Annotated in this window: 11 protein-coding genes; all 11 read right to left on the bottom strand. The window is 60.7% G+C overall.

What is annotated here, in order from left to right:
- Position 1: 1 nt before the first annotated feature.
- The 11 genes from nuoN to GRI97_RS12910 all read right to left on the bottom strand — a co-directional run bounded on the left by nuoN (position 2) and on the right by GRI97_RS12910 (position 12,020).
- The gene (gene nuoN / locus GRI97_RS12960; RefSeq protein WP_161391580.1) at positions 2–1,465 is read right to left on the bottom strand and encodes an NADH-quinone oxidoreductase subunit NuoN; all 1,464 of its coding nucleotides are present in this window, start codon (positions 1,463–1,465) and stop codon (positions 2–4) included.
- Positions 1,465–3,000, bottom strand: coding sequence for an NADH-quinone oxidoreductase subunit M (locus GRI97_RS12955; protein WP_161391579.1), 1,536 nt, complete (start codon positions 2,998–3,000; stop codon positions 1,465–1,467). The genes nuoN and GRI97_RS12955 overlap by 1 nt, the downstream gene beginning before the upstream one ends.
- Positions 3,000–5,084 (bottom strand): NADH-quinone oxidoreductase subunit L, encoded by a 2,085-nt coding sequence (nuoL, locus tag GRI97_RS12950; RefSeq protein WP_161391578.1) that lies wholly within the window; start codon positions 5,082–5,084, stop codon positions 3,000–3,002. Before nuoL ends, GRI97_RS12955 begins: the two co-directional genes overlap by 1 nt.
- A gap of 3 nt (positions 5,085–5,087) precedes the next feature.
- Positions 5,088–5,393, bottom strand: coding sequence for an NADH-quinone oxidoreductase subunit NuoK (gene nuoK, locus GRI97_RS12945; RefSeq protein ID WP_161391577.1), 306 nt, complete (start codon positions 5,391–5,393; stop codon positions 5,088–5,090).
- Positions 5,390–6,010, bottom strand: a complete 621-nt coding sequence (locus GRI97_RS12940; RefSeq protein ID WP_161391576.1) for an NADH-quinone oxidoreductase subunit J — start codon at positions 6,008–6,010, stop codon at positions 5,390–5,392. The genes nuoK and GRI97_RS12940 overlap by 4 nt, the downstream gene beginning before the upstream one ends.
- Positions 6,011–6,036: 26 nt before the next feature.
- The gene (gene nuoI / locus GRI97_RS12935) at positions 6,037–6,522 is read right to left on the bottom strand and encodes an NADH-quinone oxidoreductase subunit NuoI (protein ID WP_161391575.1); all 486 of its coding nucleotides are present in this window, start codon (positions 6,520–6,522) and stop codon (positions 6,037–6,039) included.
- 82 nt (positions 6,523–6,604) lie between these two features.
- Entirely contained in the window at positions 6,605–7,651 is a 1,047-nt protein-coding gene (gene nuoH, locus GRI97_RS12930) for an NADH-quinone oxidoreductase subunit NuoH (RefSeq protein WP_161391574.1), read from the bottom strand.
- On the bottom strand, positions 7,648–9,657 hold the full coding sequence (gene nuoG / locus GRI97_RS12925) for an NADH-quinone oxidoreductase subunit NuoG (RefSeq protein ID WP_161391573.1): 2,010 nt from the start codon (positions 9,655–9,657) through the stop codon (positions 7,648–7,650). The genes nuoH and nuoG overlap by 4 nt, the downstream gene beginning before the upstream one ends.
- A 97-nt stretch (positions 9,658–9,754) precedes the next feature.
- On the bottom strand, positions 9,755–11,047 hold the full coding sequence (gene nuoF, locus GRI97_RS12920) for an NADH-quinone oxidoreductase subunit NuoF (protein ID WP_161391572.1): 1,293 nt from the start codon (positions 11,045–11,047) through the stop codon (positions 9,755–9,757).
- Complete coding sequence (locus tag GRI97_RS12915) at positions 11,047–11,715, bottom strand: complex I 24 kDa subunit family protein (RefSeq protein WP_161391571.1); 669 nt, start codon at positions 11,713–11,715, stop codon at positions 11,047–11,049. Before GRI97_RS12915 ends, nuoF begins: the two co-directional genes overlap by 1 nt.
- Positions 11,715–12,020, bottom strand: a complete 306-nt coding sequence (locus GRI97_RS12910) for a nuclear transport factor 2 family protein (RefSeq protein ID WP_161391774.1) — start codon at positions 12,018–12,020, stop codon at positions 11,715–11,717. Before GRI97_RS12910 ends, GRI97_RS12915 begins: the two co-directional genes overlap by 1 nt.
- Between the last annotated feature and the right edge of the window lie 19 nt (positions 12,021–12,039).

Here is a 12,039-nt window from a genome sequence, read left to right as displayed (position 1 = left end):
ATCAGCTCAGCAAGAACAGCGTAGCGGCGGCGCGCTGCGCCAGATCGCCGAACCAGCTGGTGGCGAGATATCCCAGCGGGGAAATCACCAGCGTGCTGATGATCAGCAAAGCCCAGTGAACGCCATCGCTCTTGCCCAGCACCACGCCCGAAGGCTGATCGAAGAACATCACCTTGACGATCTTGATGTAGTAGAAGGCGCCGATCACGCTGGCCGCAATCGCCAGCAACGCCAGCACGACCAGATTGGCATCGACAGCCGCCTGGAACACCACCAGCTTTGCCCAGAAACCCAGAAACGGCGGGATGCCGGCAAGGCTGAACATCATCGACATCAGGCAGAAGGCGAGAACCGGGCTGACCGACCGCAAGCCGGACAAATCGGAAATCGATTCAAGCTGATCGCCGTTTTCATTCTTCAGCATCAGCAGGGCAACGAAGCTGCCCACCGTCATTGCCACATAGACCGCCAGATAAAGCAGCATCGAAGCTGCACCCTGCGCGGTACCCGCGGCCAGGCCGACAAGGATGAAGCCGACATTGTTGATCGAGGAATAGGCGAGCAGACGCTTGATGTTCTTCTGCCCGATTGCGCCGAGCGCACCGACGATGATCGAAGCCAATGCGGCGAATACCACCACCTGGCGCCAGGCATCCACCTGAGTACCGAACGCTTCGAGAGCGACGCGGGCCAGAAGGGCCACGGCAGCAACCTTCGGCGCGGAGGCAAAGAAGGCCGTCACCGGCGTGGGGGCACCCTCATACACGTCCGGCGTCCACATGTGGAACGGCACGGCGCTGATCTTGAAGGCAAGGCCGACCAGCATGAAGATCAGCCCGAACATCGCCCCACCCGACAGACCACCGGCAACGACCGTGCTGATGGCATTGAAATTGGTGGTTCCGGTGAAGCCGTAGGTCAGGCTCATGCCGAAGAGCAGGATGCCCGATGCCAGGGCGCCCAAAACGAAATACTTCAGGCCAGCTTCGGCAGAGCGGGAATCCGACCGGACGAAAGCCGCAAGGACATAGGCCGCCAGCGAGTTCAGTTCGAGCCCGATGTAGAGCGTCAGCAGATCGCCGGCCGAAACCATGATGCTCATGCCCAGCGTCGCCAGGATGACCAGCACCGGATATTCGGCGCGCATCGCGCCAACCCGTTCAAGATAGTTGGGTGCGATCAACAGCGCAGCCACGCTGCCGGCATAGATCAGCAGCTTGGCAAAGCCGGAAAAGGCATCAGCCTTGAACTGACCGAAGAAGGCCACCGCATCGGGTCCACCGACGCCGGCGCATACGCGCGGTGCAACAATAGCGAAGCAGAAGGCGATCGCGATGCAGGCAGCAATGCTGTTCATGCGGGCGGTCTTGTCACCACCCCATGCACCGATCAGCAGCAGCGCCAGGGCCGACAGCGACAGAACGATTTCCGGCGCAATCAGCGAGAGGGAAGCCTGTAATTCCATTAGTGCGCCCCCTCATGCGCGGCATGTTCATCGGCAGCAGCTGCCTTTTCGGTAATAACCAGTTTCGCATCCCCATGCGGCGCTGCACGGGCAAGACGCGCGTCCAGGGTGGCGATATCCTTGCGCATCGGCGCCAGGAAGCTTTCGGGATAGACACCCATCCACAGCGCAGCGGCCGCCAGCGGTGCCAGCATCAGCCATTCACGTACGTTGATATCCTTCATGGCGGCGGCATCGGCATTCACCTGATCGCCAAAGGCAACCCGACGATAGAGCAGCAGCATATAGGCCGCGCCCAGGATGATGCCCGTGGTGCAGACCAGCGCCACCCAGCTTGACACCTGATAGATGCCCGCCAGCGACAGGAATTCACCCACGAAGCCGCTCGTCCCCGGAAGGCCGATGCTGGCCATGGTGAAGAGCAGGAAGAACATCGCGTACATCGGCATGTTGATCGCTAGGCCGCCGTAGCGGGCGATTTCACGAGTGTGCAGCCGATCGTAGATGATGCCGACGCACAGGAACAGCGCGCCCGAAACCAGGCCGTGGCTGAGCATGACGACCATGGCGCCTTCGAGGCCCTGCACGTTGAAAGCGAACAGACCGATCGTCACGATCGCCATATGCGCGACCGACGAATAGGCGATCAGCTTCTTCATGTCGGCCTGCACCAGCGCGATCAGGCTGGTGACGACGACAGCCACCATGGACAGCGACCAGATCAGCCAGCCAAACTGCGCGCTCGCTTCCGGGAACATCGGCAGGCTGAAACGGATGAAGCCATAACCGCCCATCTTCAACAGCACGCCGGCCAGAATGATCGAGCCCGCCGTCGGTGCCTGCACGTGTGCATCAGGCAGCCATGTGTGCACCGGCCACATCGGCATCTTCACCGCAAAGCTGGCGAAGAAGGCCAGGAACAGCCAGGTCTGCGCGCCGGCCGGGAAATCATAGGCCATCAGCGTCGGAATGTCGCTGGTGCCCGCTTCGCGAACCATCCACAGCATCGCGATCAGCATCAGCACGGAGCCGAGCAGCGTGTAGAGGAAGAATTTGTAGCTGGCGTAGATGCGGTTGTCCCCACCCCAGACGCCGATGATCAGATACATCGGGATCAGGCCGGCTTCGAAGAAGATGTAGAACAGCAGCAGGTCCTGCGCGGTGAAGACGCCGATGATCAGCACCTCCACCATCAGGAAGGCAGCCATGTATTCGCCCACGCGCTTGGTGATCGATGACCAGCTGGCACCGATGCAGATCGGCATCAGGAAAACTGTCAACACCAGCAGCATCAGGGCAATACCATCAATGCCCAGCGCCCACTGGAAGCCGGCGAACAGATCCGCCCGTTCCGTGAACTGCCACTGCGCGCCGCCAATATCGTAACTGGCCCACAGGACGATACCAAGGCCCAGATTGGCCAAGGTCGCGACAAGAGCGATGATCCGCGCCGTCTTCGCTTCGGAAAACAGGCAGGCGATCGCGCCGATGAACGGCACGAGCAACATCAGCGAAAGTATCGGGAAGCCCCCCATTACACAAGCACCCAGCTGATAGCAGCAACAAGGCCGAGCAGCATCACAAGCGCATAGCTGGTGAGATAGCCCGACTGGACCTTCTTCGCGAGGACGGCGCCCCGATCGACAAGCCATGCGGCGCCATTCGGGCCGAAGCGGTCAATCAGGCCGACGTCGCCCCGCTGCCAGAACTGGCGGCCAAGCCACAGCGCCGGCTTGATGAAGACGACATGGTACAGCTGGTCGAAATACCATTTGTTGAAGAGGAAACGGTACACCGGCCCCAACTGTTCAGCCACGCTGCGCGGGAAATTGGTATTACGAATGTAGCCATACCAGGCGATCAGCAGGCCGAGCAGCATTACGATCAGCGCGGCGTACTTCACCAGATAGGGCACTTCATGCATCGCATGCATCAGATGCTCGTTATACGCGATCGAACCGTTCCAAAAGGCAGCGGTATCGAGGAACGCGCCCTTGAACACCTGACCGGCGGCAACCGCACCGACCGACAGCACGATCAGCGGAATGAGCATCACCAGCGGGCTTTCATGCGGATGATAGCCGCCAGTGCCGTCACCATGATCATGCGCATGATCATCATGGCCATGATCGGCGTGTGCCGCATGCGCACGATCATCATGTGCTGTGTGGGCGTAGTCGGCATGGTCATCGTGATGGCCATGCGCGTCATGCACCGCATGCTGGATATGCTCGCTCTGAATCCAGCGCGGCTTGCCCCAGAAGGTCAGGAACATCAGGCGCCAGGAATAGAAGCTGGTCAGCAAGGCGGCGAACACGCCGATCCAGAAGGCAAACCGGCCCACTTCCGTGCCGCTGGCGTAAGCAACTTCGATGATGGCATCCTTGGAGAAGAAGCCCGCGAAGCCAACGCCCAGATGGTACACGCCCACCCCGGTGATCGCCAGCGTGCCGGCCATCATCGCCCAGAAGGTGATCGGAATATGCCGGCGCAGGCCGCCGTAAAAGCGCATGTCCTGTTCGTGATGCATCGCGTGGATCACACTGCCCGCGCCCAGGAACAGCAGCGCCTTGAAGAAGGCGTGCGTGAACAGGTGGAACATGGCCGCGCCATAGGCACCGACGCCGGCAGCGAAGAACATGTAGCCAAGCTGCGAACAGGTCGAATAGGCGATGACGCGCTTGATATCCCACTGGGTCGTGCCGACGGTGGCAGCGAACAGGCAGGTGGCGGCGCCGATGAAGGTCACCACGCCCAGCGCGATCGGAGCCGCCTCGAACATCGGAGACAGACGGCAGACCATGAACACGCCTGCGGTCACCATGGTGGCTGCGTGGATCAGCGCCGACACCGGGGTCGGGCCTTCCATCGCGTCCGGCAGCCAGGTGTGCAGGCCGAGCTGGGCCGATTTGCCCATCGCGCCGACGAACAGCAGCAGGCAGAGAACGGTCATGGTATCGACGCGCATGCCCAGGAAGCCGATGCTCGATGCGCCCTTCAGCGCCGGAGCTGCAGCCAGGATTTCAGGGATCGAGGTCGTCTGAAACACCAGGAAGGTGCCGAAGATACCCAGCATGAAGCCAAGATCGCCGACCCGGTTGACCACGAAGGCCTTGATCGCGGCAGCGCCCGCGCTCGGCTTCTTGAACCAGAAACCGATCAGCAGATAGGATGCCAGGCCCACGCCTTCCCAACCGAAGAACATCTGCACCAGATTGTCCGCCGTCACCAGCATCAGCATGGCGAAGGTGAACAGGCTCAAATAGGCGAAGAAACGCGGCTGATCCGGATCTTCATCCATATAGCCCCAGCTATACAGGTGAACGAGCGCGGATACGCTGGTGATGACCACCAGCATGATGGCCGTCAGCGTATCGACCCGCAGCGCCCAGTCGAAGCTCATGCTGCCCGACTGCACCCACTTGAGGACCGGCACGACCTGCGCCGGCACGTCGCCGCCGAGGTAATGGATGAAAATCGGCCAAGACAGGCCGCAGGAGATGAACAGCCCCGCCGTGGTGATGATCTTGGCCGGAACATTGCCGATGTGGCGGTTGCCCAGCCCGGCAATGATCGACGCCAGCAGCGGCGCGAAAACGATGATCAGAATGGAGGACACGTGTTACCCCTTCATCCGATTGACATCGTCGACCGCAATCGTGCCGCGACCACGGAAGTAGATGACCAGGATCGCCAGACCGATCGCAGCTTCACCCGCCGCAACCGTCAGCACGAACATGGCGAAGATCTGCCCGGTCAGATCGCCGAGGAAGGCGCTGAAGGCGACGAGATTGAGGTTCACCGCAAGCAGGATCAGTTCGATCGCCATCAGGATAATGATGACATTCTTGCGGTTGAGGAAAATGCCGAGCACGCCGAGCACGAAGAGGATCGAGCTGACCACGACATAATGTTCGATGCCGATCACAGCTGCACCCCCTTCCCGACTTCCGGCTTGGTATTGACGATCGCGTCTTCCGGCTGGCGTGCGATCTGCTTGGCGATGTTCTGATGGCCACGCGGAGCCCGCTGTTCACGATGGGTCAGCACGATCGCGCCGATCATCGCCACCAGCAGGATCAGGCCGGCGGTTTCGAACAGGAACAGGTAGCGGCCGTACATCAGGGCACCGATATTCTCGATATTGCTGGCGCCCAGAATGGGGGCAGCGCTGCCGTCAGGAACGCCCAGTTCCAGCGCGCCGGCGCGATAGGCGCCAATGCCCAGAACCAGTTCCGCCAGCAGCACCAGCGCTATGGCGATGCCGACCGGGAAGTTCTTCATGAAGCCGGCGCGCAGTTCCGCAAAATCGATGTTCAGCATCATCACGATGAACAGGAACAGCACCGCGACGGCACCGACGTAAACGATGACCAGCAACATGGCGATGAATTCGGCGCCGATGATGATCATCAGCCCCGCCGCGTTGAAAAACGAGGAAATGAGCCACATCACGGAATGCACCGGATTGCGGGCGAGAATCGTCAACGCAGCGCTGGCAATGACCATGGCCGCGAAGAGATAAAAGGCGAGTGTCTGAATCATGGTGCCCCGTTCAGTCTGCTGCGCGCCTAGCGATAGGGCGCGTCGGCTTCAAGGTTTGCGGCGATTGCGCGCTCCCACTTGTCACCGTTGGCCAGCAGCTTTGCCTTGTCATAGAGCAGCTCTTCGCGCGTTTCGGTCGCATATTCGAAGTTTGGCCCTTCCACCACGGCATCCACCGGGCAGGCTTCCTGACAGAAGCCGCAATAGATGCACTTGGTCATGTCGATATCATAGCGCGTGGTGCGGCGGCTGCCGTCTTCACGCGGTTCGGCTTCGATCGTGATCGCCTGCGCCGGGCAGACCGCTTCGCACAGCTTGCACGCGATGCAGCGTTCTTCACCGTTGGGATAACGGCGCAGCGCATGTTCCCCGCGAAAACGCGGCGACAGCGGGTTCTTTTCGAACGGATAGTTGATCGTCGCCTTCGGCTTGAAAAAATACTTGAGCGTCAAGGCGTGCGCCTTCACGAATTCCCACAGCGTAAACGCTTTGACGAATTGAACGACGGTCATTTGCAGGCCTTCTGCGTCTCTGTGAAAAGGGACAAGCGCAGCATCTTCGCGCCCGAATGGGAATGGGGTGACCGATTGCGCATCATACCCCGTACCTCGTCAGCATCAGCCAACCAGAGATCAGCACCACGAACAGCAGGCTGAGCGGCAGGAAAATCTTCCAGCCCAGACGCATCAGCTGGTCGTAACGGAACCGCGGCACGGTGGCCTTGATCCAGGAGAAGACGAAGAAGAAGAAGAAGATCTTGATGAATAGCCAGAGCCAGCCCGGTACGTAATAAAGCAAAGACCATTCAACCGGAGGCAGCCAGCCACCGAAGAAGAGCACGGCGTTCAGCGTGCACATCAGCAGGACGTTGGCATATTCGCCGAGCCAGAAGAGCGCGAAGCTCATCGAAGAATATTCGGTCTGGTAACCAGCGACGAGTTCACTTTCCGCTTCGGTCAGATCGAATGGCGCGCGTGCGGTTTCGGCCAGCGCCGAAATCAGGAACACCACCCACATCGGGAACAGCAGCGGATTGAAGAAGAAGCCGTTGACGAAGCCGAGCCCATGGCCCTGCTGCGCCAGGACGATGCCGTTCATGTTGAACGTACCGGCCCAGAGGACAACGCAAACCAGCGTAAAGCCGATCGAGACTTCATAGCTGATCATCTGCGCGGCGGCGCGCATGGCGGAGAAGAATGGATATTTGGAGTTCGAGGCCCAGCCCGAAATCACCACCCCGTAAACGCCGAGCGAACTGACCGCGAGAATGTAGAGCAGGCCGACATTGATATCCGCCAGCACCGCGCCCGAATTGAACGGGATCACCGCCCAGGCAAGCAAGGCCACCGTAAAGGTGATGATCGGCGCGAGCAGGAACAGACCCTTGTTCGCCGCCGAAGGAATGATGGTTTCCTGCAGGAACACCTTCAGACCATCGGCAAAACTCTGCAACAGGCCGAAGGGGCCGACCACGTTCGGACCCTTGCGCAGGGCCATGGCGGCCCAAATCTTGCGATCAACATAGATGATCATGGCCACCGCCAGCATCAGCGGCAGCGCGATCAGCAGAATGCCGGCGATGGTCGAGGTGAACCACGCCCATTCATAGGTCATCCCGAGGGATTGGAAAAAAGCGGTCACTCCGCGGCCTCCAGCACGTCTTCACCATGGAGCAGTTCCGAAGAACACTCCTGCATGGTCGCGCTGGATCGCGCGATCGGGTTGGTCAGATAGAAATCCTTGATCGGATAGGCAGCGATCCGCCCTTCCGCCTTCGCACCGGCAACGGCAGCCGGAAGCGCGCCATAATTGGCCAGCCCTTCCACGCCCAGCGCCGGCACTTCCGCCACCATGGCAGCGCGCAATTGCGGGAAGCTGTCGAACCCGACCGTCACGCCCAGAGCATCGGCCAGAGCGCGCAGAATGGTCCAGTCTTCACGGGCATCGCCGGGCGCGAACACCGCCTTGTCCGCATATTGCACGCGGCCTTCGGTGTTCACATAGGTGCCGGGCTTCTCGGTATAGGCGCTGCCGGGCAGCACGATATCGGCCGCGGCCGCACCCTTGTCGCCATGATGGCCGATATAGACCTTCAGCGCGCCGTCGAAAGTCGCGAAGTTTACTTCGTCTGCCCCCAAGGCCAGCAGCAGTTTCGGCTTGGCGGCGATCAGATCGGCAATTCCGCCAGCCTGCGCGAAGCCCAGCATCAGCGCACCCATCCGGGCAGCGGCCATGTGCAGCACGTTGAAACCGTTCCAGCCTTCACGGACCAGGTTCCAGCCTTCGGCCAGAGCCAGCGCCGGAGCCAGCGCGCCATTGGCCAGTGCGGCACCGCCTAGAATGACGGCCGGGCGTTCCGCACCCTTCATCGTGTCATTCACATAATCGGGCAGATTGTTGAGCACGGTCAGATCTTCACCGAGGAATTCGGCAGCGAAAGTGGTTTCCCATTCCGCGCCAACCAGGAAGATTTTCGCACCACGCTTGGCCGCCTTGCGCAGGCGCACATTCACCAATGGCGCTTCCCAGCGAATGTGGCTGCCGACGATCAGGATCGCATCGGCCTCTTCAATGCCGGCCAGCGTCGAATTGAAATTCACGGCAGCAAGATTGTCCACCGGATAGGACATGCCCGTCTGGCGACTTTCGATCAGCGTCGAGCCGAGCGCGCCGAGCAGCTTCTTGGCCGCGAACATGGTTTCACAATCGACCAGATCGCCGGCAACGGCGGCCACGCTGGCGCCGGCATTGACGGCTGCAATGGCACGGAACGCTTCATCCCAGCTGGCGCGGGCCAGCTTGCCATCCTTGCGGATCCAAACCTTGTCGAGCCGGCGACGGGTCAGGCCATCAACCTGGAAGCGCGCCTTGTCGCTGATCCATTCTTCATTCACGTCATCATTGATGCGCGGCAGGACACGGAGCACTTCGCGCCCACGACTGTCGACGCGGATGTTGGCGCCGACGGCATCGCTGACATCGATCGAGAGCGTCTTCTTCAGTTCCCACGGACGGGCTTCATAAGCATAGGGACGGCTGGTCAATGCACCAACCGGGCACAGATCGATCACATTGGCCGACAATTCGTGTTCGGCCGCGCGTTCGAGATAGGTGGTGATCTGCATGTTTTCGCCGCGATAGAGCGCGCCGATTTCATCCACGCCGGCAACTTCTTCAGAGAAGCGCACGCAGCGGGTGCAGTGAATGCAACGGGTCATCGCCGTCTTGATCAGCGGACCCATGTATTTTTCGGTCACGGCGCGCTTGTTTTCATCATAACGCGATCCGCCGCGGCCATAGGCCACCGACTGATCCTGCAGATCGCATTCGCCGCCCTGGTCGCAAATCGGGCAGTCGAGCGGATGGTTAATGAGAAGGAATTCCATCACCCCTTCCCGCGCCTTCTTGACCATTTCGCTGTCGGTGCGGATTTCCTGCCCATCGGCAGCCGGCAGGGCACAGCTGGCCTGCGGCTTCGGCGGCCCAGGCTTCACTTCGACCAAGCACATGCGGCAATTGCCGGCGATGCTGAGCCGTTCGTGATAGCAGAACCGCGGCACTTCCTTGCCGGCAAGCTCACAGGCCTGCAGCACGGTGGCCCCTGCGGGGACTTCGATTTCCTGTCCATCAACGGTTACTTTAGGCATTAGCGTTCACTCGCTTGCGCGTTTTGATCATTGGCAGCCCCGGCAGACGACGAAGCATTAAAGGCAACCGAGGTTGCAGCAAGGCGCGCGGCCAGCTTCACTCGGCAGCTTCCTGTAGTGCGGCTTCGCGCACGGCGATGCGGTGTTCCAGTTCCGGGCGGAAGTGACGGATCAGGCCTTGGATCGGCCAAGCAGCCGCATCGCCCAGAGCGCAGATCGTATGGCCTTCCACCTGCTTGGTCACCTGCTGCAGCATGTCGATTTCCTCGACCGCAGCATCACCGGTGCGAAGACGTTCCATCATGCGCCACATCCAGCCCGTGCCTTCCCGACAGGGTGTGCACTGGCCGCAGCTTTCATGCTTGTAGAAATAGCTGATCCGGCTGATCGCCCGGACGATATCGGTGGACTTGTCCATCACGATCACCGCTGCGGTGCCCAGCCCGGACCCGACGGCCTTCAACCCGTCGAAATCCATCGGCGCGTCCATGATCTCTGCTGCCGGAACCAGCGGAACCGATGATCCGCCCGGGATCACCGCCAGCAGATTGTCCCACCCGCCGCGAATGCCGCCGCAATGCTTTTCGATCAGTTCGCGGAAAGGGATGCTCATCGCATCTTCAACCACGCAGGGCTTTTCCACATGGCCGCTGATCTGGAACAGCTTGGTGCCCTTGTTGTTTTCCCGCCCGAAGCTGGAGAACCAGGAGGCACCGCGCCGAATGATGGTCGGCGCGACCGCGATCGATTCCACATTGTTGACCGTGGTCGGGCAACCATAGAGGCCAGCGCCGGCCGGGAACGGCGGCTTGAGGCGCGGCTGGCCCTTCTTGCCTTCCAGGCTTTCGATCATCGCGGTTTCTTCGCCGCAGATATAGGCGCCCGCGCCGCGATGGACGAAGACGTCGAAATCATAGCCCGAACCACAGGCATTCTTGCCGATCAGACCCGCGTCATAGGCTTCGGCCACAGCGGCAAACAGTGTTTCGGCTTCGCGGATATATTCGCCGCGAATGTAGATATAGGCCGCACGAGCGCGCATCGCGAAACCGGCAACCAGCGCCCCTTCGATCAGCTTGTGCGGATCGTGGCGGATGATTTCGCGATCCTTGCATGAACCCGGCTCGGATTCGTCGGCATTGATCACCAGGAAGCTGGGACGACCATCCTTGCTTTCCTTCGGCATGAAGGACCATTTCATGCCGGTGGGGAAGCCGGCGCCGCCGCGCCCGCGCAGGCCGGACGCCTTGATTTCGTCAATGATGGCATCCTGACCCTTGGCCAGAATGTCCTTCGTGTTGTCCCAATCGCCACGCTGCCGGGCGGCATCGAGCCGCCAGGACTGGAAACCATAGAGATTGGTGAAAATGCGATCCTTGTCGGCAAGCATTACCAAGCGCTCCGGTAATCGTGATTTTCGGTGACCATGTCCTTCAGCGTGCTCAGCGCATTGGCCGGTTCGCTGGTGTGGCGACCGGGTTCCTGCGTGCCTTCCTTCGGCTGTTCGCCGCGAGCGAGCAGATCGAGCACGACATCGAGGCGGTCCGCCGTCAGATCTTCGTAGTTGGCGTCATTGATCTGGACCATCGGCGCAGTCGCGCAATTGCCCATGCATTCGACCTCGGTCAGGGTCCACAACCCATCGGCCGTGGTGTGCCCCTGCTTCATCCCGCGCTTGTAGCAGGTTTCCAGCAGATCATCCGATCCGCGCAGTACGCAGGGCGTGGTGCCGCAGACCTGGACATGGAACCGCCCGACCGGGGCGATGTTGTACATGGTGTAGAACGAGGCGACTTCGAGCACGCGGATCACCGGCATGTCGAGATAGGCCGCCAGATACTCCATCACCGGAATTGGCAACCAGCCCTGGGTGTTGGTTTCTTCACCCACCTGCCGCTGGGCCAGATCGAGCAGCGGCATGACCGCGCTGCGCTGACGACCTTCGGGATAACGGGCGACGATTTCCTTCGCCTTCGCCTGGTTGGCTTCGTTCCAGATGAAATTGCCCCAGCGCGCGCGCAGTTCGGGGCTGTCAGGGTGGGGGGCGCGATCAGCCATTAGCGAATGAACTCCACACGCGCGCATTTGTCGTCTTCGAAAGTGTACACGGCCACCACGTCGAAGGGTTCAGATGCGTTCGAACGCCACACGCGTTCATGGAACACGACATAATTGCCCAGTTCCTGGCTCCAGATCACCTCTGCACGGTTTTCCGGGAATTCGACGAACATCTTCTTGAGACCTTCGCGCGTCCCTTCCTTGCCTTCGCGCACGACGGCACCGCGATAGCCGGCTTCGCTGGCGTCATCGGTCATCAGCGCGACATAGGCGTCCGCATCCTGCGCATTGTAATGCGCGATCATCTGCTGGGCGATGGAAAGA

It is taken from the genome of Croceibacterium xixiisoli, assembly GCF_009827305.1.
GTDB lineage: Bacteria > Pseudomonadota > Alphaproteobacteria > Sphingomonadales > Sphingomonadaceae > Croceibacterium_C > Croceibacterium_C xixiisoli.
This window is presented reverse-complemented; position numbering and strand designations above follow the sequence as displayed.